The sequence below is a fragment of the Stenotrophomonas sp. Steno-C17 genome, from assembly GCF_056393165.1.
This window is the reverse complement of the sequence record NZ_JBWJPD010000012.1, coordinates 25,039-47,655: the sequence shown is the minus strand read 5'-3', so window position 1 is coordinate 47,655 and position 22,617 is coordinate 25,039. Positions and strand designations below refer to the sequence as shown.

The 22,617-nt window shown below is 66.9% G+C and carries 21 protein-coding genes; 13 read left to right on the top strand and 8 right to left on the bottom strand.

What is annotated here, in order from left to right; genetic code table 11:
- Positions 1-133 precede the first annotated feature (133 nt).
- On the bottom strand, positions 134-523 hold the full coding sequence (locus tag AC06FA_RS12380; RefSeq protein ID WP_478068560.1) for a VOC family protein: 390 nt from the start codon (positions 521-523) through the stop codon (positions 134-136).
- Positions 524-660: 137 nt separating this feature from the next.
- Here AC06FA_RS12380 and AC06FA_RS12375 point away from each other — a divergent pair, with 137 nt between their 5' ends.
- Entirely contained in the window at positions 661-1,911 is a 1,251-nt protein-coding gene (locus AC06FA_RS12375) for a DUF819 family protein (protein ID WP_478068559.1), read from the top strand.
- 176 nt (positions 1,912-2,087) lie between these two features.
- Here AC06FA_RS12375 and AC06FA_RS12370 read toward each other — a convergent pair whose 3' ends face one another.
- Positions 2,088-2,312, bottom strand: coding sequence for a YbdD/YjiX family protein (locus AC06FA_RS12370; protein ID WP_049467479.1), 225 nt, complete (start codon positions 2,310-2,312; stop codon positions 2,088-2,090).
- Positions 2,312-4,393 (bottom strand): carbon starvation CstA family protein, encoded by a 2,082-nt coding sequence (locus AC06FA_RS12365; protein WP_108750721.1) that lies wholly within the window; start codon positions 4,391-4,393, stop codon positions 2,312-2,314. Before AC06FA_RS12365 ends, AC06FA_RS12370 begins: the two co-directional genes overlap by 1 nt.
- 233 nt (positions 4,394-4,626) lie before the next feature.
- Between AC06FA_RS12365 and AC06FA_RS12360 the strand changes: the two genes are divergently transcribed.
- Positions 4,627-5,478: a pirin family protein gene (locus tag AC06FA_RS12360; RefSeq protein WP_478068558.1), complete on the top strand. Its 852-nt coding sequence runs from the start codon at positions 4,627-4,629 to the stop codon at positions 5,476-5,478.
- Between the two features lie 54 nt (positions 5,479-5,532).
- On the opposite strand, the gene AC06FA_RS12355 is transcribed toward AC06FA_RS12360, so the two are convergent.
- From AC06FA_RS12355 to AC06FA_RS12345, 3 genes are all read right to left on the bottom strand, one after another.
- On the bottom strand, positions 5,533-5,991 hold the full coding sequence (locus AC06FA_RS12355) for a hypothetical protein (RefSeq protein WP_478068557.1): 459 nt from the start codon (positions 5,989-5,991) through the stop codon (positions 5,533-5,535).
- 193 nt (positions 5,992-6,184) lie between these two features.
- Positions 6,185-7,048, bottom strand: a complete 864-nt coding sequence (locus tag AC06FA_RS12350) for a pirin family protein (RefSeq protein ID WP_478068633.1) — start codon at positions 7,046-7,048, stop codon at positions 6,185-6,187.
- A gap of 610 nt (positions 7,049-7,658) precedes the next feature.
- Complete coding sequence (locus AC06FA_RS12345; RefSeq protein ID WP_478068556.1) at positions 7,659-9,722, bottom strand: 3-hydroxyacyl-CoA dehydrogenase NAD-binding domain-containing protein; 2,064 nt, start codon at positions 9,720-9,722, stop codon at positions 7,659-7,661.
- A 234-nt stretch (positions 9,723-9,956) separates the two neighbouring features.
- On the opposite strand from AC06FA_RS12345, the gene rpoE reads away from it, so the two are divergent.
- The 9 genes from rpoE to recO all read left to right on the top strand — a co-directional run bounded on the left by rpoE (position 9,957) and on the right by recO (position 18,601).
- The gene (rpoE, locus tag AC06FA_RS12340; protein ID WP_108750715.1) at positions 9,957-10,577 is read left to right on the top strand and encodes an RNA polymerase sigma factor RpoE; all 621 of its coding nucleotides are present in this window, start codon (positions 9,957-9,959) and stop codon (positions 10,575-10,577) included.
- The gene (locus AC06FA_RS12335) at positions 10,574-11,443 is read left to right on the top strand and encodes a sigma-E factor negative regulatory protein (RefSeq protein WP_478068555.1); all 870 of its coding nucleotides are present in this window, start codon (positions 10,574-10,576) and stop codon (positions 11,441-11,443) included. The genes rpoE and AC06FA_RS12335 overlap by 4 nt, the downstream gene beginning before the upstream one ends.
- 79 nt (positions 11,444-11,522) lie before the next feature.
- Positions 11,523-13,055 (top strand): DegQ family serine endoprotease, encoded by a 1,533-nt coding sequence (locus tag AC06FA_RS12330; RefSeq protein ID WP_478068554.1) that lies wholly within the window; start codon positions 11,523-11,525, stop codon positions 13,053-13,055.
- A gap of 177 nt (positions 13,056-13,232) precedes the next feature.
- Complete coding sequence (gene lepA / locus AC06FA_RS12325; protein WP_164272953.1) at positions 13,233-15,026, top strand: translation elongation factor 4; 1,794 nt, start codon at positions 13,233-13,235, stop codon at positions 15,024-15,026.
- Between the two features lie 54 nt (positions 15,027-15,080).
- Entirely contained in the window at positions 15,081-15,875 is a 795-nt protein-coding gene (gene lepB / locus AC06FA_RS12320) for a signal peptidase I (RefSeq protein ID WP_312710319.1), read from the top strand.
- A 41-nt stretch (positions 15,876-15,916) separates the two neighbouring features.
- Positions 15,917-16,300, top strand: coding sequence for a DUF4845 domain-containing protein (locus AC06FA_RS12315; RefSeq protein ID WP_478068553.1), 384 nt, complete (start codon positions 15,917-15,919; stop codon positions 16,298-16,300).
- Complete coding sequence (gene rnc / locus AC06FA_RS12310; RefSeq protein WP_478068552.1) at positions 16,290-16,970, top strand: ribonuclease III; 681 nt, start codon at positions 16,290-16,292, stop codon at positions 16,968-16,970. The genes AC06FA_RS12315 and rnc overlap by 11 nt, the downstream gene beginning before the upstream one ends.
- The gene (gene era, locus AC06FA_RS12305) at positions 16,967-17,863 is read left to right on the top strand and encodes a GTPase Era (protein ID WP_108750708.1); all 897 of its coding nucleotides are present in this window, start codon (positions 16,967-16,969) and stop codon (positions 17,861-17,863) included. The genes rnc and era overlap by 4 nt, the downstream gene beginning before the upstream one ends.
- An 18-nt stretch (positions 17,864-17,881) precedes the next feature.
- Positions 17,882-18,601 carry a DNA repair protein RecO gene (gene recO, locus AC06FA_RS12300; RefSeq protein WP_108750707.1) on the top strand — a complete coding sequence of 240 codons (720 nt, stop codon included), beginning with the start codon at positions 17,882-17,884 and terminating at the stop codon, positions 18,599-18,601.
- A gap of 544 nt (positions 18,602-19,145) precedes the next feature.
- Here the strand turns inward: recO and AC06FA_RS12295 are convergent.
- Positions 19,146-19,868 (bottom strand): Hpt domain-containing response regulator, encoded by a 723-nt coding sequence (locus AC06FA_RS12295; RefSeq protein WP_478068551.1) that lies wholly within the window; start codon positions 19,866-19,868, stop codon positions 19,146-19,148.
- Between the two features lie 128 nt (positions 19,869-19,996).
- Between AC06FA_RS12295 and rlmD the strand changes: the two genes are divergently transcribed.
- On the top strand, positions 19,997-21,331 hold the full coding sequence (gene rlmD / locus AC06FA_RS12290) for a 23S rRNA (uracil(1939)-C(5))-methyltransferase RlmD (RefSeq protein WP_478068550.1): 1,335 nt from the start codon (positions 19,997-19,999) through the stop codon (positions 21,329-21,331).
- A 58-nt stretch (positions 21,332-21,389) separates the two neighbouring features.
- On the opposite strand, the gene AC06FA_RS12285 is transcribed toward rlmD, so the two are convergent.
- A complete protein-coding gene (locus AC06FA_RS12285; RefSeq protein ID WP_478068549.1) occupies positions 21,390-22,013 on the bottom strand; it encodes a hypothetical protein in 624 nt (207 codons plus the stop codon).
- A 90-nt stretch (positions 22,014-22,103) separates the two neighbouring features.
- Between AC06FA_RS12285 and AC06FA_RS12280 the strand changes: the two genes are divergently transcribed.
- Entirely contained in the window at positions 22,104-22,589 is a 486-nt protein-coding gene (locus AC06FA_RS12280) for a CYTH domain-containing protein (RefSeq protein WP_478068548.1), read from the top strand.
- Positions 22,590-22,617 lie beyond the last annotated feature (28 nt).

Sequence of the window (22,617 nt, the reverse complement as noted above, 5' to 3'; positions counted from 1 at the left end):
GGTGCCAACCTTGGTTGGCACGCCGTGATCCGGTAGGTGCCAACTTTGGTTGGCACGCTCTGCGTCGACCAAGGTCGACGCCTACCAGAGCAGATTACCGCGCCGACGCAACGTCAACGCCTGTCGCACCAGATTACCGCGTTCTCGGCCGCGCCACGTGCTGGTCGATCAGAATGACGTTGCCATCCGGATCGGCCAACTGCACATAGCCGGTACCCTGGCCTTCAGGATCCGTGCGCACTGCCAGCTCGATGCCCTTGCCTTCGATGGCCGCCTGCAGTTCGCGCACGTCCTGGAAATCGGCCAGTTCCTGTTTATGCTGGTCCCAGCCCGGATTGAAGGTCAGCAGGTTGCCTTCGAACATACCCTGGAACAGCCCGATCACGATGCCGTCGTTGCGCAGCACCAGCCAGTTCTGGCTGGCATCGCCCCCGGTCACGCTGAAGCCCAATGCCTCGTAGAACGCGCGCGAAGCACTCAGATCCTTGACCGACAGGCTGACTGAAAAAGCACCCAGTTGCATGGCACACGCTCCGTTGCGGAAAGGCAGGGTGGCCGGCACTGCAGCATGACCCCGTGTGAAGACGATGTTAACCTCGGGCCGTGCCGCGCCGAAGCGGCACTTTTTTTTCCACGCCCTTTCGATCGACAGAGGATCCCATGCCGACCGAACCCGCTACTGCTCTGATTACCAGCGACATCGTAGGCCTCGGCCTGATCGCTGCAACCCTGGCCCTGATCTTCTGGGCCGCCAGTGGTCCCACCCCCCTGTTGAAGAAGATTTTCGCCTGGGTGCCGGCACTGCTGCTGTGCTACTTCATCCCGGCCATCTACAACACCACCGGCCTGATCGACGGCCACAACACGGCCCTGTACAACCCGATCGCCCGTGACGTGCTGCTGCCCGCAGCCCTGGTCCTGCTGACGCTGTCGATCGACCTGAAGGGCGTCGCCAAGCTCGGTCCCAAGCTGATCGTCGTGTTCTGCGCCGGTACCGCTGGTGTGATGCTGGGGGCCATCGTGTCGTTCCAGGTGATGAAGTTCATCCATCCGGAAACCGTGGCCGGTGACACCTGGGCCGGCATGGCCGCGCTGGCGGGCAGCTGGATCGGGGGCGGCGCCAACATGGTGGCGATGCGCGAGATCTTCGGCACCGATGCCACCACCTTCGGCCAGTTCGCCGTGGTGGACGTGGCCTGCGCCAGCCTGTGGATGGCGATCCTGCTGTTCCTGGCCAACCGTGCGCAGCAGATCGATACGCGCAGCGGTGCCGACACCCGCGCCATCGATGAAATGAAGGCGCGCATCAGCGCCTACGAGGCGCAGAACGCGCGCATTCCCACCCTGACCGACCTGATGGTGATCGTGGGGGTGGCCCTGGGTGGGGTGGGGTTGGCGCACGCCATCGCCGCGCAGCTGGCTGCCTGGTTCAAGGCGAATGTGGGTTGGTCCAGCCAGTTCAGCCTGGACAGCCAGTTCGTCTGGGTGGTGCTGCTGTCCACCGCCTTCGGCCTGGGGCTGAGCTTCACCCGCGCGCGCCGCCTCGAATCGGCCGGTGCCTCGCGGTTGGGTACGGTGTTCCTGTACTTCCTGATCGCCTGCATCGGCATGCAGATGGATCTGCTGTCGCTGCTGGATCGCCCGTGGCTGTTCGTGCTGGGCCTGATCTGGATGGCCACGCACGTGCTGGTGCTGTGGATCGTGGCCCGCCTGTTGCGCGCACCGTTGTTCTTCTTCGGGGTAGGGTCGATGGGCAACATCGGTGCGGCGGCATCGGCACCGGTGGTTGCCGCCGCGTTCCATCCGTCGCTGGCACCGGTGGGCGTCCTGCTCGGCACGGTGGGCTATGCCACCGGTACCGGCCTGGCGTATGTCACCGGCCTGATCCTGAAGTGGATGGCAAACGGCTGAGTGGGGCGCCATGGCGGCGCTTTCCCGCGATCTGCGCTAGATCCACGCCCTGCGTGGATGCATCAAAGAAACAGGGGTCAGATCCTTTTCCCGGAGGAAACGGATCTGACCCCGGACTCAAAGCGATAGGTGGAAGATTCCATCCACGCATGGCGTGGATCTACAACACACCCGACTCAGCAGCAGCGACCACCGTTGCGTCCGCCATAGCGCGCTTCCTGGCGCTCGCGGAAGAACGTCTTGTAGTCCATCGGCTCCTGGTCCGGATGCTTTTCCAGCATGTGCCGGACGTAGTTGTCGTAATCAGGAATGCCGCAGCACAGCCGGGCGGTCTGCACCAGGCGCCGCCAGATACGGCGGTGCGCCTGGTACTGGCCGACGGGAACCAGTTGGGTACTCATCACAGATCCACCATTTCGTGCGGCTTCAGCGCCACGTACGGGGTTTCGCGGTCGGTCCGCTGCGGATTGCGGCGGGCGGCCAGGATGGTCTTGATCGCGTAGACCAGCACCGAGGCCACCACCAGCAGGAACAGCGCGGTCAGGCCGGTGTTGACGTAGGCATTGACCACGATCTGCTGCATCTGTGCCACGGTCTTGGCCGGGGCGGTGATGGTGTCACTGGCAATGGCCGCCTGGTACTTGTGCGCCTGCGCCAGGAAGCCCTGTGCCGGGTTGCTGTCGAAGATCTTGATGAAACCGGCGTAGGTGGTGCAGATCAGCAACCACACGGCCGGCACGGCGGTCACCCACGCATAGCGGTCACGCTTCATCTTGAACAGCACCACCGTGCCCAGCATCAGCGCGATACCGGCCAGCATCTGGTTGGAAATGCCGAACAGCGGCCACAGCGTCTGGATGCCACCGAACGGATCGACCACGCCGGTGTACAGCAGGTAGCCCCACAGCGCCACGCAGCCGGCCGTACCGATGATGTTGGCCGTCCAGGATTCGGTCTTCTTCAGCGCCGGCACGAAGTTGCCCAGCAGGTCCTGCAGCATGAAGCGACCGGCACGGGTACCGGCATCCACGGCGGTCAGGATGAACAGCGCTTCGAACAGGATGGCGAAGTGGTACCAGAACGCCATCATCGCATCGCTGCTGCTGGGAATGGCCTCGTGCAGGATCTGCGCGATGCCTACCGCCAGCGTGGGCGCACCGCCGGCGCGGTGCAGGATGGTCGGTTCACCGATCGCTGCCGCCGTGGCGTTCAACTGTTCCGGGGTGATGGTGAAGCCCCAGGTGTTGGTGATGTAGTGCGCGGCCGAAACGGCATCGGCACCGATCACGGCAGCGGGGCTGTTCATCGCGAAGTAGATGCCCGGATCGATGATCGAGGCCGCCACCAGCGCCATCACCGCCACGAACGATTCCATCAGCATGCCGCCGTAGCCGATGTAGCGCATGTGCGCTTCATTGGCCAGCAGCTTGGGCGTGGTGCCCGAAGAAATCAGGGCATGGAAACCGGACACCGCGCCGCAGGCAATGGTGATGAACAGGAACGGGAACATGCCGCCCTTCCACACCGGGCCGTCACCGCTGGCGGCGAACTGGGTCAGCGCCGGCATCTTCAGTTCCGGCATCACTACCACGATGCCGATGGCCAGGGCGATGATCGTGCCGATCTTCAGGAACGTGGACAGGTAATCGCGCGGGGCCAGCAGCAGCCACACCGGCAGCACCGAAGCGACGAAGCCGTAGCCGATCAGCATCCAGGTGATCTGGGTGCCGGTGAAGGTGAAGGCCGGGCCCCAGACCGGGTCGGCCGCCACCTTGCCTCCGAACCAGATGGCCGCCAGCAGCAGGATCAGCCCGACCACCGAGATCTCACCGATCTTGCCGGGGCGGATGTAGCGCATGTACACGCCCATCAGGATCGCGATGGGCATCGTGGCGATCACCGTGAACATGCCCCACGGGCTTTCCGCCAGCGCCTTCACCACCACCATGGCCAGTACCGCCAGGATGATGATCATGATCAGGAAGGCGCCGAACAGGGCGATGGTGCCGGGGACCTGGCCCATCTCCTCGCGCACCAGGTCACCCAGTGAACGACCGTTGCGGCGGCTGGACAGGAACAGGACCATGAAGTCCTGCACTGCACCGGCCAGCACCACGCCCACCACCAGCCACAGCAGGCCGGGCAGGTAGCCCATCTGTGCGGCCAGCACCGGGCCGACCAGCGGGCCGGCACCTGCGATTGCAGCGAAGTGGTGGCCGAACAGCACGTGCTTGTTGGTCGGAACATAGTCCAGACCGTCGTTGTTGATCACCGCCGGGGTGGCCCGGGTGGGATCGAGCTGCATCACCTTGTTGGCGATGAACAGGCTGTAGTAGCGATAGGCGACCAGATACAGCGATACCGCGGCCACCACGATCCACAGTGCATTGATGTGTTCGCCGCGGCGCAGGGCGACGGTGCCCAGACAGAACGCGCCGAGCAGGGCCAGTGCGGCCCAGCCCAGTTTGGAAAACCCTTTCATGAGGTGCTCTCTCCCGGAAAGACAGTGAAAGAGTCCCGCGTGCCCTTGGCAGGGTCAATGTCCACGGGAGCCTTCTTCGTTAGTACTTTGGTCGAACACAACGCAGGCGCGGGCGCGCGGCGGACATGACGCCCGGCAAACACCAGCAATGGAACAATCGGTTGCGGCGCCATCCATTGGCCCGCCGCGCTGCAGCGTCCATCTTCATGGGCATTCATCCCACAGGAGTTGCCATGAGTCTTCCCGAGCCGGTGCGCGTCCTGCGCACGATCCGTGGCATGCCCACGTCCGACGGCGCCGGCGTGCGCCTGACCCGCGTCATCGGCGGTCCGTCGCTGCCTGACCTGGACCCCTTCCTGCTGCTGGATGAGTTCGGCACCGACCGCGCCGAGGATTACATCGCCGGCGTCCCCGAGCATCCGCACCGGGGTTTCGAGACCGTGACCTACATGCTCGACGGGCGCATGCGGCACCGCGACAACCACGGCAACGAGGGCCTGCTGACCCCGGGCAGCGTGCAGTGGATGACCGCCGGGCGTGGCCTGGTGCATTCGGAAATGCCCGAGCAGGAAAGCGGGCAGATGCGCGGCTTCCAGCTGTGGGTGAACCTGCCGGCGCGCGACAAGATGACCGACCCCAAGTACCAGGAGTTCGCGCCCGAGCGCATTCCGGTCGTGCAGCCGGCCGACGGCGTGCAGGTGAAGGTGATTGCCGGTGCGGTCGATGGCACCGTAGGGCCGATCGCCCAGCCGGCCACCGATCCGGTCTATCTGGATATCACCCTGGCGCCGGATCGCGCCTGGACCTACACGCTGCCCGAAGGCCACAACGCCTTCGCCTACGTGTTCGAAGGCGCGCTGACGGTGGGCGAGCAGGACGCGGCACGCGATGTGGCGCGGCAGGAACTGGCGGTGCTGGGCGGCGGTGAACAGCTGCATGTATCGGCCGGCAGCGAGGGCGCGCGGTTGATTCTGGTTGCCGGGCGGCCGTTGCGTGAACCGGTCATGCGCCACGGTCCGTTCGTGATGAACACCCGGCAGGAGCTGATGCAGGCCTTCGTGGATTTCCAGGAAGGCCGGTTCTAGGGAATCGCCGCAGGTGGGGCGGGGAGGCTGCCAGGCAGTCATCCCCGCGTTCACTCAGCGGCCGTCGGCCACAGCGGTCGGGGTCAGGCTCATGCCCTGCGCCAGCTGCTGCAGGCTGCCGCGTTCCTGCGTGCTGTCCGGGTACAGCGCGATCTGCGCATAGCGGCCCTTGTCCAGCTTGACCACGCTGATGCGACGTTCGGCGTAACCCGGCGGCTGCTGGCCGCCCAGGTCGGGCTGGTACCAGTACATCGATTCGCCGCCGAAGCTGCCCTTCTCCTGGCGCAACGAACGGCTCAGCGGAATATCCGGGTCGCGCTGGCTCAGCATCAGGCTGAGCACTTCGCGGCCATCGGCCGTGCTCGCGCGGCAGATCAGGAAATCACTCTGCGCCTGCTGCTGCCATTGCAGGCCACTGCTGGACGGCAGGGTCGGACAGTCAGCCGGGGTCTGCGCAGCGGCGCTGGCCGCGGCAAACAGCAGGCTCGACAACAGAACAGGCACGGACTTCATGCATTCCCCCAAGGTGGTATGGCCCAAGTCTCCGCCGATGGCACCGGCGGCGCAGGCACCCCATCCCCGGATGCCGACGCCCCGCGTGTGCACGGGAGGTCAAACCGACCTTAACGGAACGTGAGCGATCGCACAAATTGCGGTTGCAGATGTAACCATCACCGGCGGCAGCGTCGAGCGTAGTCGACGGCCGTCAATACTGCGGCAGCGGAATGAATTCCTTGTCATCGCCCGGGATCGTGCCGAAACGCCCGGCTTCCCAGTCATGCTTGGCCTGTTCGATGCGTTCCTTCGAACTGGACACGAAGTTCCACCACAGATGGCGCGGCCCATCCAGCGGTTCGCCGCCGAACAGCATGGCCTTCACCGGCGTCTTCGCGCGCAGGCGGCCGACCGCACCGGCTTCGGGGATGACCAGGTGCTGGGCGGGGATATCCACGCCATCGAGCTGGGCCTGGCCTTCCAGAATGTACAGCGCACGTTCGCGGTGCCCGTTGTCGATATCGATCTCGGCATCCGGGTCCAGGTCGATCGCCACGTTCAAGGTATCGGCGAACACCTTCACCGGCGATTCCTCGCCATAGGCGCGGCCAGCGATCACCCGCAGCCAGGCGCCGTTGCGGCGCTGCTCGGGCAGGGTGGCGGCGGCGTGGTGGTAGAACGCCGGCTCGATTTCCTCATGCGACTTCGGCAGGGCCACCCAGGTCTGCATGCCGTGGATCGGGTTGTCGTGGCCGCGATCGGGCGGCGGCGTGCGTTCGGAATGGGCGATGCCGCGGCCGGCGGTCATCCAGTTCACATCGCCGGGGCGGATCACCTGGTCCGAGCCCAGCGTATCGCGGTGGCCGATCGCTCCGGACCACAGGTAGGTCACCGTGGCCAGGCCGATATGCGGGTGGGGGCGCACGTCGATGGCGGTGCCGGGGTGCATGATGGCCGGGCCCATCTGGTCGACGAACACGAACGAACCGATGCTGCGGGCCTGCAGGGTCGGGACTGCGCGGCGCACTTCCAGGCCGCCGATGTCGTGCACGCGCGGGGCGATGATGGTGGTCATGCGGGCGTTCTCGCTGGCAGGAATCAAGGGCGCCAGCATGGCACGCCGTAGTGACGGCGACATGCCCCATGCGGGTAACAGCCTGTTCCGTCGCGTCGAGCTTGCTCGACGGGGTTCCTGCCAACGGCGCAGCCCCTCGTGGCTGTGCGGTGCGGGTCATGTGGTTGGCCGGGCGGGTGGGCTGCGCAGGGGACGCTGCAAGTACGTCCATGTAAGCTCGGTCGCCGCATCCATGCGGCTCACGCCCCTGCGCAACCCACCCGCCCGGCCCCGACAGTTTCCGTGCGCGTCAGCCACGGAAAAGAAAAAAGAAAATCAAAATCAAACGCCGGTCGCTTCGCTCCTGGTGGCCACCAAGGTAGCCACCCACCAGTTCGTAGCGGTCCCAAATGAAATGGCTGTTTACCCACCGTCACCGGGAAACTGTCAGGGGTGGGGCGGTGTGGGCTGGCAGGACCGCAGGCGCCATGGATGGCGCCTACGAGCCCCCATGGACGGGTTTACGGCGTGTCCTGCCAGCCCACACCGTCCCGCCCAGCAAACAGAAAAGCCAGAGCCGGCTGTTGCTGTTGCCTCTGCGGGTGCCGGGCCGCAGGCCCGGCCGATGAACTCACACCACCGGTTCGCGCAGGGCGGGGTTGTCCCAGCCCGGGCGCGGGGCGAAGCGGTCGCCGTGGCGCTGCTGCAACGCCTTCAGGCGCTCGACGATCGCATCGGCACCCACCGCGCGGATGTGCTGGATCGGGCCGCCGCGGAACGGGGCAAAACCGGTGCCGAAGATCACACCCGCGTCCAGCAGGTCCGCATCGGCCACCACGCCTTCGTGCAGGCAGGCCACCGCCTCGTTCAACAGCGGCAGGATCAGGCGGTCTTCCAGATCGGTCGGGGCCTGGTAGTTGCTGGCCACGTCCGGCTTCTTCGGCTTGCCGTTCTCCCAGGTGTAGATGCCCTGGCCGTCTTTCTTGCCGCGCTTGTCCGGTTCCACCGTCTGCAGCGCTGCCGGAATCTGCAGGCCCAGGAACGGCGCCAGTTCACGGCCCACCCCGGCGGCGACGTCCAGGCCCACGGTGTCGATCAGCTCGATCGGCCCCATCGGCATGCCGAACTTCACCGCCGCCTTGTCGATCACCGCGCCGGGAACGCCTTCGGCATAGGCGGTGGCCGCTTCCAGCATGTATGGGAACAGCACGCGGTTGACCAGGAAGCCGGGGCTGTCGGCCACCGGCACCGGGAACTTGCCCAGCGCCTTGCAGAACGCGGCGAGGTGGCGCTCGGTCTCCGGTGCCATGCCGTCGTGGTGGATGATTTCCACCAGCGGCATCTGCGCCACCGGGTTGAAATAATGCAGGCCGGCAAACTGCGCCGGGCGCTGGATGTGGTCGCGCAGTTCCACCAGCGGAATCGACGAGGTGTTGGTGGTCAGCAGCGCGTCCAGCTTCATCTTCGGTTCCAGCGTCTGGTACAGCGCACGCTTGGCCTCGGGGTTCTCGATGATGGCCTCGATCACCAGATCGGCCTCGGCCACGCCGTTGCCTTCCAGGTCGGCACGCAGCCGCGCGGCGACGGCGGGGCGCTTGCTCTCGTCGCGCACCTTCTTGGCAAACAGCGCCTGTGCGCGCTCCATCGCCGGGTCGATGAAGCGCTGCTCGCGGTCCTGCAGGGTCACCTCGAAGCCCTTGTAGGCGGCCCAGGCGGCAATGTCGCCGCCCATCACGCCGGCACCGACCACGTGCACGTGGCGGATGCCGGAATCACCGCTGCCCAGGCCCTTCAGGCGCTCGGTCAGGAAGAAGATGCGGATCAGGTTGCGCGCGGTCGGCGTGCTGGCCAGCTTCACCACCGCGCGGCGCTCGGCATCCAGGCGTGCCTGGATCGGCTTGCCGCCGCTGCGCTGCCAGGTGCTGATCAGCGCGTACGGCGCCGGGTACTGGTCCTTCTTCGCCTTGCGCGCCACCTGCTTGACCATCTGCGGTGCCAGCAGCGTGCGCGCCAGCCAGGTATTGGTCGCCCACGCGGTCGCGCGCTGCTTGAACGGGCGGGTGGTGCCGGACAGGGCCAGCGCCACGGCGGTATCGAGCACCACCGCCGGTGCCACCACCTTGTCGACCAGGCCGATACCGCGTGCGGCCGACGCGGACAGGGTGCGCCCGGTCAGCATCAGGTCCATCGCCGCCGGGGCGCCCACCAGGTGCGGCAGGCGCGCGCTGCCGCCCCAGCCCGGGAAGATGCCCAGCTGGGTTTCCGGCAGGCCGATGCGGGTGCTGCTGTCATTGGACGCCACCCGGTAGCGGCAGGCCAGCGCCAGTTCGGTACCACCGCCCAGGCAGTGGCCATGGATGGCCGCCACGGTGGGGCAGGGCAGTTCGGCCAGCTTCTGGTAGGTGGACTGGCCGCGACGGATGGCATCGTTCACGGTGCCGCGGCGGTCGAACTCCTGGAACTCCTTCAGGTCGGCACCGGCAATGAAGCCAGCCTTCTTCGCCGACTGGATCACCACGCCCCTGGGCGGGTCCAGGGCGATGCGTTCGAGCAGGTCGCCCAGTTCCAGCAGCACGTCCTGCGACATCGCGTTGACGCTGGTGTCCTGACGATCCAGGGTAAGGACCACCACGCCGTCTTCACGGATTTCGGGGTGCCAGTGGCTGAAGCGGAGCCCATCGAAGCCTGAGAGCATGGACGTTCCATCCGGTTGTGTATGGAGAAGCGGCTATGATCCAGAGGTTGTTTCCCCCGCGTCAAATCCCAATAGGAGGGGTAGGCGACCCCGGATCCATGGCCGTGGAACCGGACGCTAGCGGAACGGTGGTTAAAAGCTGGTGCGGCGCCGGGTGATCGGCGACTGAACTTTTCCCGGGATTGGCAGTCTCATTGCCCGACGTCGGTTGGGCTGACAGGAGTGCGGCCCCTCATGGCCGAGGTTGAAACACCACAGGAGCTGGATCTGGAACTGGTCCGGCGCGTGCAGCACGGCGAGAGCGCCGCGTTCGATGTCCTGGTGCGCAAGTACCAGCATCGCGTGGTGGCCCTTGTCGGTCGCTACATCGCCGACTGGAGCGAATGTCAGGACGTGGCCCAGGACACTTTCATGCGTGCTTACCGCGCCATTGGAAGCTTCCGCGGCGACGCCCAGTTCTCAACCTGGTTGCATCGGATCGCCGTGAACACTGCCAAAAACTACCTGGCTTCACACAATCGACGCCCGCCCACCGATGACATCGACATCGGTGATGCCGAGCAGTTCGACAGCGGCACCCGTCTGCGCGACACCGACACGCCCGAACGCGAGTTGATGCGCCAGGAACTGGAACAGACGGTGATGAAGGCCGTCAACGCGCTGCCGGAAGAACTCCGGTCGGCGATCACCCTGCGCGAGGTGGAAGGCCTGAGCTACGAGGAAATCGCGCAGAAGATGGGGTGCCCGATCGGCACCGTGCGTTCGCGGATCTTCCGGGCGCGCGAGGCGATCGACACTGAACTCCGGCCGCTGCTGGACATCGGCAGCGCCACCCGCGAGAAGAGCCGCGTATGACCAGTAATCCGTTGAACGAATCGCAGAACCACCAATCCCCGGCCCGGCAGCGCCTGGACCAGCGCCACCGCGAACAGCTGTCGGCCCTGGTCGATGGCGAGCTGGGCGCCGACGAGGCGCGCTTCCTGCTGCGCCGCATGGAACACGACCCAGAGCTGGCCGGCTGCCAGGAGCGCTGGCACCTGCTGGGCGATGTGATGCGCGGCCAGGCCTCGCTGCTGGCCCCGGCCGGTTTCAGTGAGCGCGTGGCCGCGGCGATTGCCGCCGAGCCCGCGCCGGTGGCCGAACCGCGCCGGCAGGTGCGTCGCAGTGGCTGGCGTGCCTGGGGCGGCGGTGCCGCTCTGGCGGCCTCGGTGGCCGCCGTGGCCCTGTTCATGGGCGGCGAAAAGCTGCAGACCCCCGCGCCCGGCGAAGCGCCGGCCCCGCAGGTGGTCGCCAGCCAGGCCGAACTGGCGCCGGCAGCCGCCCCGGTAACCGAAGCCTCGGTGGACAGCGCGGCGATGGCCGTGGCCGCCGCGCCTGCGGTGGCCATGGCCGCCAGCCGCCGTCAGGATGCCCGCCGCGCCAGTGCCACCCGCAGCCAGCAGGCTGCACGCGTGGCCCAGCGTGACGAGGCGCCGCAGCGCGCCGTCGCCACTGCCGCAACGCCGCTGGCGCCGTCGGTGCCCGCCGCCAATGCCCGCCATCTGCCCTTCGGCGATGTCGGCAGCCTGCAGGCGCGGCCGTGGCCGAAGTCCAGCCTGGCCCCGTCCAGCGGCAGCGCACTCAATGCCAGCCTGCCGGCGTCGTCCGGCGGCGCGGCGTTCTACCCGTTCGAGCCGCGCCTGCAGGACGATCTGCCGGCGCCGCCCCGCGCGCGCGACTGACCTGAAGCGCGCCGGTCCACGCCCCGCCGCCGGCGGGGCGCCTCTCCCGTTTTCCATCCGATCCGGAGGTTGCCGTCCGATGACTCCCCGATTCCGTACCCATGCCATGGGCCTGCTGGTCATGACCCTGCCCCTGGTGGCCTGCGCACAGGCGCCGTCACCGGCGGCCCCTGCGCAGCCGGCCGCGACGGCCGCCGCACCGCGGGCCCCCGCGCAGCCGCTGGTCAGTGGCCTGCCTGATTTCACCCAGCTGGTCGAGCAGGTCGGCCCCGGCGTTGTCAATGTCGACACCACCATCGTGCGCGACAACCGCCAGGCGCGCGGTGGCATGGGCCCCGGTGATGACGAGATGCCCGAATTCTTCCGCCGCTTCTTCGGCCCGGACTTCCCGATGCCGGGGCAGGGTGGGGGCGACAGTGGGCCCAGCATCAAGGGCCGCGGCATGGGCTCGGGCTTCATCATTTCGCCCGACGGCTATGTGCTGACCAACTACCACGTGGTGGCCGATGCCAGCGATGTGAAGGTGAAGCTGGGTGACAGCCGCGAGTTCACCGCCAAGGTGGTCGGCAGCGACCAGCAGTACGACGTGGCCCTGCTGAAGATCGAGGGCAAGAACCTGCCGACCGTGCGTCTGGGCGATTCCAACACCCTGAAGCCCGGCCAGTGGGTGGTCGCCATCGGTTCGCCGTTCGGCCTGGATCATTCGGTCACCGCGGGCATCGTCAGTGCGCTGGGCCGCAGCACCGGTGGCCCGGACCAGCGCTACGTGCCCTTCATCCAGACCGACGTGGCGATCAACCAGGGCAACTCCGGTGGTCCGCTGCTGAACACCCGTGGCGAAGTGGTGGGCATCAATTCGCAGATCTACTCCGCGTCCGGCGGCTACATGGGCATCAGTTTCTCGATCCCGATCGACCTGGCGATGAGCGCGGTCGAGCAGATCAAGAAGAGTGGCAAGGTCACCCGTGGCCAGTTGGGTGCGGTGGTCGAGCCGGTCGATTCGCTCAAGGCCCAGGGCCTGGGCCTGCCCGACAGCCGGGGCGCCCTGGTCAACCAGATCGTGCCGGGCAGCGCCGCGGCCAAGGCCGGTGTGCAACTGGGTGACGTGATCCGCTCGGTCAACGGCACCAGCGTCAACACCTGGTCCGACCTGCCGCCGCTGATCGGCGTGATGGCCCCGGGCAGCAAGGTGACCCTGGTGGTCTACCGCGACGGCAAGCCGCGTGAGCTCAGCGCCACCCTGACCGCGCTGTCCGAAGACGCCCAGGGCAATACCCGCGGGCCGTCGGCCGGCAACGCCGATGCAGCACCGCAGACCGGTGCCAATGCCCTGCTGGGGCTGGATGTGACCGAACTGACCGCCGCGCAGCGCAAGCAGCTGGGCCTGGAGACCGGTGAAGGCGTCCGCATCACGGGGGTCAAGGGCGAAGGTGCCCGTGATGCCGGTCTGGCGCCGGGCATGGTGATCCTGCAGGTCGGCCGCAGCCCGGTGGGCAGCGTTGACGCCCTGAACCGCGCGTTGTCCAGCTACAAGAAGGGCGATGTGGTCATGCTGCTGGTCCGTGCCAGCAACGGCAACAGCGCCTTCGTGGCGGTCAAGGCCGGTCAGTAAGGCCTTTACGGCCGCCGCCGGCGGCCCTGGCAATCCCCCGAAGCCCCGCTCTGGCGGGGCTTCGGCCATTTCCAGCAGCCCCACAGGCCCCCCCAAGCGGGCAGGCCCCGGGCATGCGATAATCCACCGTTACCCTGACGACGCCGCGCGCCGCCGCCACCTATGTCTTCTGATTCGATGCGGAACATCCGCAACTTCTCCATCATTGCCCACGTCGACCACGGCAAGTCCACGCTGGCCGATCGCATCATCCAGCTCTGTGGCGGCCTGCAGGCCCGCGAGATGGAAGCGCAGGTGCTCGACTCCAACCCGATCGAGCGCGAGCGTGGCATCACCATCAAGGCCCAGTCGGTATCGCTGCCGTACCTGGCCAAGGATGGGCAGACCTACCACCTGAACTTCATCGACACCCCCGGCCACGTCGACTTCTCCTATGAAGTCAGCCGTTCGCTGGCCGCCTGCGAAGGCGCGCTGCTGGTGGTCGATGCCGCCCAGGGCGTGGAAGCGCAGTCGGTGGCCAACTGCTATACCGCCGTCGAGCAGGGCCTGGAAGTGGTGCCGGTCATCAACAAGATCGACCTGCCCACCGCCGATATCGAGCGCGCCAAGGCCGAGATCGAGGCCGTCATCGGCATCGATGCCGCCGACGCCGTGCCGGTCAGTGCCAAGACCGGCCTGAACGTGCAGGACGTGCTGGAAGCCATCGTGCACCGCATCCCGGCGCCGCAGCCGCGCGACACCGACAAGCTGCAGGCGCTGATCATCGATTCCTGGTTCGACAACTACCTGGGCGTGGTCTCGCTGGTGCGTGTCATGCAGGGCCAGATCAAGGCCGGCGACAAGCTGCAGGTCATGTCCACCGGCCGTACCCACCAGGTCGACAACGTCGGCGTGTTCACGCCGAAGCGGAAAGTGCTGCCGGCGCTGCGTGCCGGTGAGGTGGGCTGGGTCACCGCCAGCATCAAGGACGTGCACGGCGCACCGGTGGGCGACACCCTCACCCTGGCCGCCGATCCGGCGCCCAAGCCGCTGCCGGGCTTCCAGGAAATGCAGCCGCGCGTGTTCGCCGGCCTGTTCCCGGTCGATGCCGAGGACTACCCGGACCTGCGCGAAGCGCTGGACAAGCTGCGCCTGAACGACGCCGCGCTGCGCTTCGAGCCGGAAAGCTCCGAAGCCATGGGCTTCGGCTTCCGCTGCGGCTTCCTGGGCATGCTGCACATGGAAATCGTGCAGGAGCGCCTGGAACGCGAATACAACCTGGACCTGATCAGCACCGCGCCCACGGTGGTCTACGAGGTCCTGAAGACCGACGGCACCATCATCAACATGGACAACCCGGCCAAGCTGCCGCCGGTGAACCATGTGGAAGAGATCCGCGAGCCGATCATCCGCGCCAACGTGCTCACCCCCGAGGAGTACATCGGCAACATCATCAAACTGTGCGAAGAAAAGCGCGGCAGCCAGATCGGCATCAACTACCTGGGCAGCCAGGTGCAGATCAGCTATGAACTGCCGATGGCCGAAGTGGTGCTGGACTTCTTCGACAAGCTGAAGTCGGTCAGCCGCGGCTACGCCTCGCTGGACTACCACTTCGTGCGCTTCGATGCCGGCCCGTTCGTGCGCGTGGACGTGCTGATCAACGGTGACAAGGTCGATGCGCTGTCGCTGATCGTGCACCGCAGCCATGCCGACCGTCGCGGCCGCGAGCTGTGCGAGAAGATGAAGGACCTGATCCCGCGCCAGCAGTTCGACGTGGCCATCCAGGCCGCCGTCGGCTCGCAGATCATCGCCCGCACCACGGTCAAGGCCATGCGCAAGAACGTGCTGGCCAAGTGCTATGGTGGCGACGTTTCGCGCAAGAAGAAGCTTCTGGAAAAGCAGAAGGAAGGCAAGAAGCGCATGAAGCAGGTCGGCCGCGTGGAAATTCCGCAGGAAGCCTTCCTGGCCGTGCTGCAGATGGACAACAAGTAAGCCCGCAGCGGCCCTTCGGGGCCGCTCGTCCGGTGACGTTGCAAAGGACCCTGAATGAAACTGTTTGAGATCCTCCTGGTCGTACTGACCCTGGCCTCGGGCCTGATCCTGCTTGCCGAAAAGCTGTACTTCGCCAAGCGCCGTGCCCAGCGCGCCGGCCTGCTCGACACCGAGCCGGTGCTGGTGGATTACTCACGCGCCTTCTTCCCGGTACTGGCCATCGTGCTGGTGGTGCGCAGTTTCATTGCCGAGCCGTACAAGATTCCGTCCAGCTCGATGATGCCCAACCTGCTGATCGGCGATTTCATCCTGGTCAACAAGTTCTCCTACGGCCTGCGCCTGCCGATCAGCAACACCAAGTTCGTGCCGGTGGGCGAGCCGTCGCGCGGCGACGTGGTGGTGTTCCACTTCCCCGGCCACAGCGACAACGATCCGGCCAAGGGCGAGAACTTCATCAAGCGCGTGATCGGCGTGCCGGGCGACACCATCTCGTTCGAAGGTGACAGCGTCACCCTCAACGGCGAGCCGCTGAAGTACGACAACAAGGGCATCTACGCCGGCCACCGCGGCCAGGGCGAAGGCGCCAACCTGCTGGTCGAGCACCTGCCGGGCCGCACCCACACCGTGCTGGAGACCGATTTCCCGCGCGGGCAGGGCGAGTGGACCGTGCCGGCTGGTAAATATCTGGTGATGGGCGACAATCGCGACAACAGCGACGACGGCCGGTTCTGGGGCCTGCTGCCGGAAGAGAACCTGCGCGGCAAGGCCTTCCTGATCTGGCTGAACTGCTCGGGGTGGTTCTGCAAGGACGGCTTCGAACCGTCGCGTATCGGTTCGGGCATCAACTGAAACTGACTTCACATCCATTCGCGTATCTGGGGAGAAACGCCATGAAGAAGATGAACACGCAGCGCGGTATGACGTTGACCTCGTTCCTGGTCGTTCTGGCCGTGGTCGGGTTCTTCCTGTACATCGGCATGAAGCTGTTCCCGATGTACCAGGAGTACTACGCGGTGCGCTCGGCGATGAAGAGCCTCGCGGCCGAGCCCAGCGTGGGCACGATGGCGCCGGCGCAGATCCAGGATCTGTTCTTCAGGCGGCTGTACATCAACTACTCGGACAACGTGAAGCCGGCCAACGTCAAGTTCGCCCGACGCGACGGCGGCTGGACCCTTACCGTCAACTACGAAGTGCGCCGCCCACTGGTCGGCAACCTGGACGTGGTTGGCAAGTTTGAATCGACCCAGGATCTGACCCGTAGCGGTGCCCAATAAACCTTTCCAACGTGGTGACCTGATCGGTCACGTTTTCCGCGACCCGGCCCTGCTGAAGCAGGCGCTGACCCATCGCAGTGCCGGTGCGCCACACAACGAGCGCCTGGAATTCCTCGGCGACAGCATCGTCAACCAGATGGTGGCCGAGGCCCTGTACCTGCGCTGGCCCAAGGCCGACGAGGGCGCGCTGACCCGCGCCCGCGCCGCACTGGTGCGGGAAGAGGCGCTGGCGGTGATCGCCCGCACCCTGCAGCTGGGCGACCGGCTGATCCTGGGCGCCGGCGAGATGAAGTCCGGCGGCCACCGCCGCGACTCGATCCTGGCCGATGCCATGGAAGCGGTGGTGGCGGCGATCTACCTGGATGGCGGCTTCGAGGCCTGCCGGGCGGTGGTCCTGCCCTGGTTCAGCGCCTCGATGGAGGCGCTGCCGGCTACCGGGCGCCCGGAAAAGGACCCCAAGACCCGCCTGCAGGAATGGCTGCAGGCCCGACAGAAGGCGTTGCCGCAGTACGAACTGGTGTCAGAATCCGGTGACGACCACGCCAAGCACTTCCGGGTACGCTGCAACGTAGCCGACCCCACCGCCAGCATCGAGGGCGAAGGCTCCTCGCGGCGGATTGCCGAACAACAGGCGGCTGCGGCCGTCCTTGAACAACTGGATTCCAAGTGAGCGAACAGATTCCCCATCATTGCGGCAGTGTGGCCGTCATCGGCCGCCCGAACGTGGGCAAGTCGACCCTGACCAACGCGCTGGTCGGCGCCAAGGTCAGCATCGTCTCCAACCGCCCGCAGACCACGCGCCATCGCCTGCTGGGCATCGCCACCTATCCCGAAGGCCAGCTGGTGCTGGTCGACACCCCGGGGCTGCACAAGGTGCAGAAGCGGGCCATGAACCGGGTGATGAACCGCGCTGCGCGCGGCTCGCTGGAAGGCGTGGATGCCGGCTTGCTGGTGATCGAAGCCGGTCGCTGGGACGAAGAGGACAGCCTGGCCTTCAACGTGCTGCGCGACGCCGGCGTGCCGGTGGTGCTGGTGGTCAACAAGATCGACCGCCTGAAGGACAAGGGCGCGCTGCTGCCGTTCCTGCAGGAAGTCACCAACGGGCGTGATTTCGCCGCCGTGCATCCCATTTCCGCGCAGAAGCGCAACGGCCTGGAAGCGCTGGTGCGCGACGTGCTGAAGCTGCTGCCGGAAGCCCCGCCGATGTTCGGCGAGGATGAGATCACCGACCGCAGCCAGCGTTTCCTGGCCGGCGAACTGGTGCGCGAGCAGCTGATGCGCCAGCTGGGCGAAGAACTGCCGTATGCCACCACGGTGGAAATCGAGCGCTTCACCGAAGACGGCAACCTGCTGCGCATCGGCGCGGTCATCTGGGTCGAGCGCGAAGGCCAGAAGGCCATCGTGATCGGCAAGGGCGGTGCCCGCCTGAAAGAAATCGGGGCCAAGTCGCGCCTGCAGATGGAGCGTCTGTTCGGGGCCAAGGTGTTCCTGGAAACCTGGGTGCGCGTGCGTGAAGGCTGGTCTGACGACGAGGCCGCACTGAAGGCCTTCGGCTACGAATAAGCCGTTGCGGTCGCTTCGATGCTGATCGAGGACGACACCGGGTTCGTGCTGCATGCACGGGCCTACCGCGAGACCAGCCTGCTGGTGGAGGTGCTGAGCGCGCAGCATGGCCGTATCGGCGTGCTGGCGCGCGGGGTGTCCACCGCGAAAGGGCAGGTGCTGCGCGCGGCCCTGCAGCCCCTGCAATGGATCCGCTTCAGCGCCCAGCAGCGTGGTGAGCTGGCGCAGCTGCGCGGTGCCGAGGCGCTGGATGCGGCGCCGCGGCTGGTGGGGCAGGCCATGCTGGCCGGTTTCTACCTGAGCGAACTGACCCTGCGCCTGGCACCGCGCCAGGACCCGCTGCCCGATCTCTATCTGGCCTACGGCGAAGCGCGCGCGCGGCTGGCGGTCGGTGCCGGTCTGGCCTGGACCCTGCGTCGTTTCGAGCGCGAACTGCTGGCCGCGCTGGGACTGGGCTTCGATCTGGAAACGGCCAGCGATGGGCAGCCGATCGATCCGGCGGCACGCTACGCACTGGACCCGCAGGAGGGTCCGCAGCGGCTGTTGAGCGTGCGTGACGGCGAGCGCAGTGCCGCTGCCACCGGTTCGGCGCTGTTGGCGTTGGGCGCCGACGAAGAGCCCGATGCAGCCGACCTGGCCAGCCTGCGCCTGCCCATGCGGCGGGTGCTGGCCCATCACCTGGGCGCACGCGGCCTGAAATCCTGGGAACTGCTGGAGCAGCTGTCCCCCCGCCGCTGAGAGGGGGGGGGGGGGCAGGGCTTGCAGCCCTGCACCCGCTACCGTCAACGTCAACGGCCGAAGCAACAGCAACAGCGGGCTATCCGTGGTATGGCGGGGTGGGTCCGGTTGAGGGGGGCGCTGCAAGTACGTCCCTGTAAGCTCGGTCGCCGCATCCATGCGGCTCACGCCCCCTCAACCGGACCCACCCCGCCTCCGACAGTTTTCCGCGATCTGTCGGAACGGCATATTGCTCTGGTAGGTGTCGACCTTGGTCGACACAATCTGTCAGATATCGAATTGTTTCTGGGGTCAGAGCCCGTTGCGCAGCAGCGGGATCCGACCCCGTGCAATTCCGTCAGATCGCGGGAACCTGTCGAAGGCGGGGCACTGTGGGTGTGCGGGGTGTGAGCCGCATGGATGCGGCGACCAAGGCTACATGGACGTACTTGCGCCGTCCCCGCACACCCACAGTGCCCCGCCAACCCACGGAATGCCCGCTTCGGCTGTTGCTTTGGCTTCAAGCAGGTGCAGGGCTGCAAGCCCTGCCGCCCCACCCACACCCTCAGTGCAGCAGGGAAGCTACCGCAGCGCGGAAACCCGCCTGGGCCTGCCCGGATTCGGGCGCATGGTGCAGCTGCCGCACGGCACGGCCCAGCCGGGCCGCCCCGACGAAGCCGCAGCTGGCCTGCAACCGGTGCAGCTGGCTGCGCAGCTGGCGCTCGTCGTGCTGGTCCACCGCCTGCTCGACCGCATCGCGCACCCCCGGCAACTCGGCCAGGAACAGTTCGCGCAGTGCAATCAGATGGTTGCGCTGGCCGTTCAGCGCCGCCAGGGCCGCGGTCTCATCCCAGTCTTCCACGGCCAGCTCCGCCGATGCGGGCGGCAGGGGCGTAGCGCCGGGACGGTTTACCAGCGCCCGGCGCACGGCCTTCAACAGTTGATCGCGGCCCAGCGGCTTCACCAGGGTGTCGCTGAAGCCGGCTTCACGCAGCCCGGCGTGGATGGAGGCATCGCCATCGGCGGTATGCGCCAGCGCCGGCGTGTCCGGGTGCGACAGGCGCAGCGCCTGCAGCAGCTGGGCGCCATTGCCATCGGGCAGGTTCACGTCGATCAGCCACAGGTCGTGCGCGCCGGGCTCGCCACGGGCCAGCGCGCTGGCAAGTGAGTCAGCGGTGTCCACATCGGCTGGTAACGTTTCCAACGCCGCCTTGAAAAAACCGCGGCTGATGATGTCGTCCTCGACAAGCAGGAAGCGGGGCCGGCTGGTCCGCGGGGTCGTCTGCATCAGGGCTGCCTCCATGTCAGCTGGGAACAATCATCAAGCACGGCGGCGGCGTGTGCAAGCGGCCATCGGCCTGCCCGGCCAGGATCTGCGACAATGTGCGCCCTTTTTTGCCCGCAGCCTGTCGCCACGTGGCCCGATCCCGTTCCCGCATCGACCGTACCCCCTTCCAGACCGAGATCCTCGACCTCAGCCATGATGGTCGCGGCGTCGCCCGCCGTGAAGGCGAGGGTGGCAAGGTCACCTTCATCAGCGGCGCCCTGCCTGGCGAAGTGGTGATGGCCGAACAGACCGCGCGCAGCCGTCATTTCGACGAGGCGCGCACGGTGGAAGTGCTGCAGGCCTCGCCGCAGCGCGTCACCCCCAAGTGCCCGCACTTCGGCACCTGTGCCGGCTGCGTGCTGCAGCACCTGGACGAAAGCCAGCAGATCGTGGCCAAGCAGCGCGTGCTGATGGACAACCTGGAGCGGATCGGCCACGTCACGCCGGGCACCGTGCTGCCGCCGCTGGTCGGCGACAGCTGGGGCTACCGCCGCAAGGGCCGCTTCTCGGTGCGCCGGGTGGAAAAGAAGGACAAGACCCTGGTCGGCTTCCGCGAACAGGACCCGCGCTTCGTGGCCGACCTGAGCCAGTGCCTGACCGTGATCCCGGAAATCGGCACCAAGGTCCAGGACCTGTCGACCTTCATTGAAGGCCTCGACGGCAAGCGCGACATCCCGCAGATCGAGTTCATCGGCGGCGACAACGCCATTGCCCTGACCGTGCGCCACCTGCAGCCGCTCAGCGACGCCGACCGCGCCGCCTGGGCCGCGTTCGGCCAGCAGCACGGGTTTGCCATCTACCTGCAGCCGGGCGGCCTGGACACCGTGCACCCGCTGGACGGGCAGGGCGTGCCGCTGTCGTTCCGGCTGGCGCCGTGGGACGTGGAACTGGCGTTCCGCCCGCTGGACTTCATCCAGGTCAATGCCAAGCTGAACGAGGCGATGATCGCCCGTGCGCTGGAACTGCTGGAGCCGGGCGCCGATGAGCGCGTGCTCGACCTGTTCTGCGGACTGGGCAATTTCACCCTGCCGCTGGCCCGCAAGGTGCGTGAAGTGGTGGGCGTGGAGGGCGATGCGGGCCTGGTCGCGCGCGCCCGTGAAAACGCAGAGCGCAACGGCCTGGCCAATGCCCAGTTCTTCAGCGCCGACCTGACCCAGGACCAGCGCGCCACCCCGTGGATGCGCCAGGGCTTCGACAAGCTGCTGCTGGATCCGCCGCGTTCGGGTGCCATCGAAGTGCTGCAGCAGCTGCCGCTGAAGCAGTTCAAGCGCATCGTCTACGTCAGCTGCCACCCCGGTTCGCTGGCGCGTGACGCGGGCTACCTGGTCAACGAACAGGGCTTCACCCTGGTCAGTGCCGGTGCCATGGACATGTTCCCGCACACCGCGCACGTGGAAAGCATCGCGGTGTTCGAAAAGCGCTGACACCGCGCGGGCACCGGCAATACCCCGGTGCCCGCTGCTGCATGTGGCGGCGCGTCGGCTACCGGGGCGCCGGCGCGCTGCGCCAGTGGCCATCCTCGCGGATGAACGCCAGCGTTTCGGTGCCTTCCTCATCGCCCACCCGGGCGGTGACCGCGCATTCGAATACCGCGCGCTCGTCGGGTACTTCGCAGTCGGCAACCTCCAGCACCTGTGCCTCGCGCACGGCCAGAATGAAACGTTCGCGTTGCTCGGCATTGCTTTCACGCGCTGCCACGGTCGCCAGGTGCGCGCGCAGCAGCGGCTGTACCTCGTCACGGCTGGGCGCGGGCATCGGCAACCGGCGCGGATCGGGCAGGGTCCACTGGCCATCCACCCAGGCCAGGTGCAGCAGGCGCGCCCCCGATTTCATGCCGGCACTGCCCACCACGATGCAGGTGGCGCTGTTGTCGGTGCTGCCCACCGCGCAGCTGCTCAGTGATTCCAGCGTGGGCCGGAACGCCATGGCGACGAGGCTGCTGCTGTCACTGCGCGGGCGCGCGGCGATCTGCTCGGCAATCGCCAGATCCATCGCGTCCTGCGCCTGCTGCAGGGTGGGCATGGAAGGGGCCTGTGCCAGGCACGCGCCGCTGGGCAGCAGCAGGGCCAGCGCCAACGGGCGCAGCGTGGAAAGGGGCAGTGTCATGGTTCAGCGATCCTTGCAGGGCGGCGCAGTGTAGTGCGGCGGCCGCGCGCCGGGTAGGCAGGTCGCCGCCGGCGGCCGCATACTTCGCGCATGGGCATTGAAATCGAACGCAAGTTTCTGGTGACCGGTGACGGTTGGCGCACCGCCGCGCATCGGGTCATTCCGATGGCGCAGGGCTATATCAACGACATGGGCGCACTGGATCGCGGCACACAAAACGCCTCGGTACGCGTGCGCATCGAAGGCGACCACGCCGCACTGAACCTGAAATCGCGCACCCTGGGGCACACCCGCCAGGAGTTCGATTACCCCATCCCGGTGGCCGATGCCCGCGATCTGCTGGCGCTGTGCGTGGGCGGACTGATCGACAAGCGTCGCCACTTGGTTGAACACGCGGGGCTGACCTGGGAAGTGGACGAGTTCCTGGGCGACAACGCCGGCCTGGTGGTGGCCGAAGTGGAACTGGACAGCGCCGACCAGGCCATCGATCTGCCGGCGTGGGTGGGCGCGGAAGTGACCGACGATGCGCGCTACTACAACGTCGCGCTGGCCAGTTGCCCCTATTCACAGTGGTGAAGCGCTGATTCTCCGGCAGCGCGTGGCA

Coding starts and splice junctions, on each gene's coding strand:
- AC06FA_RS12380 (WP_478068560.1), bottom strand. CDS start 523: ATGCAACTGGGTGCTTTTTCAGTCAGCCTGTCGGTCAAGGATCTGAGT.
- AC06FA_RS12375 (WP_478068559.1), top strand. CDS start 661: ATGCCGACCGAACCCGCTACTGCTCTGATTACCAGCGACATCGTAGGC.
- AC06FA_RS12370 (WP_049467479.1), bottom strand. CDS start 2,312: ATGAGTACCCAACTGGTTCCCGTCGGCCAGTACCAGGCGCACCGCCGT.
- AC06FA_RS12365 (WP_108750721.1), bottom strand. CDS start 4,393: ATGAAAGGGTTTTCCAAACTGGGCTGGGCCGCACTGGCCCTGCTCGGC.
- AC06FA_RS12360 (WP_478068558.1), top strand. CDS start 4,627: ATGAGTCTTCCCGAGCCGGTGCGCGTCCTGCGCACGATCCGTGGCATG.
- AC06FA_RS12355 (WP_478068557.1), bottom strand. CDS start 5,991: ATGAAGTCCGTGCCTGTTCTGTTGTCGAGCCTGCTGTTTGCCGCGGCC.
- AC06FA_RS12350 (WP_478068633.1), bottom strand. CDS start 7,048: ATGACCACCATCATCGCCCCGCGCGTGCACGACATCGGCGGCCTGGAA.
- AC06FA_RS12345 (WP_478068556.1), bottom strand. CDS start 9,722: ATGCTCTCAGGCTTCGATGGGCTCCGCTTCAGCCACTGGCACCCCGAA.
- rpoE (WP_108750715.1), top strand. CDS start 9,957: ATGGCCGAGGTTGAAACACCACAGGAGCTGGATCTGGAACTGGTCCGG.
- AC06FA_RS12335 (WP_478068555.1), top strand. CDS start 10,574: ATGACCAGTAATCCGTTGAACGAATCGCAGAACCACCAATCCCCGGCC.
- AC06FA_RS12330 (WP_478068554.1), top strand. CDS start 11,523: ATGACTCCCCGATTCCGTACCCATGCCATGGGCCTGCTGGTCATGACC.
- lepA (WP_164272953.1), top strand. CDS start 13,233: ATGCGGAACATCCGCAACTTCTCCATCATTGCCCACGTCGACCACGGC.
- lepB (WP_312710319.1), top strand. CDS start 15,081: ATGAAACTGTTTGAGATCCTCCTGGTCGTACTGACCCTGGCCTCGGGC.
- AC06FA_RS12315 (WP_478068553.1), top strand. CDS start 15,917: ATGAAGAAGATGAACACGCAGCGCGGTATGACGTTGACCTCGTTCCTG.
- recO (WP_108750707.1), top strand. CDS start 17,882: ATGCTGATCGAGGACGACACCGGGTTCGTGCTGCATGCACGGGCCTAC.
- AC06FA_RS12295 (WP_478068551.1), bottom strand. CDS start 19,868: ATGCAGACGACCCCGCGGACCAGCCGGCCCCGCTTCCTGCTTGTCGAG.
- AC06FA_RS12285 (WP_478068549.1), bottom strand. CDS start 22,013: ATGACACTGCCCCTTTCCACGCTGCGCCCGTTGGCGCTGGCCCTGCTG.
- AC06FA_RS12280 (WP_478068548.1), top strand. CDS start 22,104: ATGGGCATTGAAATCGAACGCAAGTTTCTGGTGACCGGTGACGGTTGG.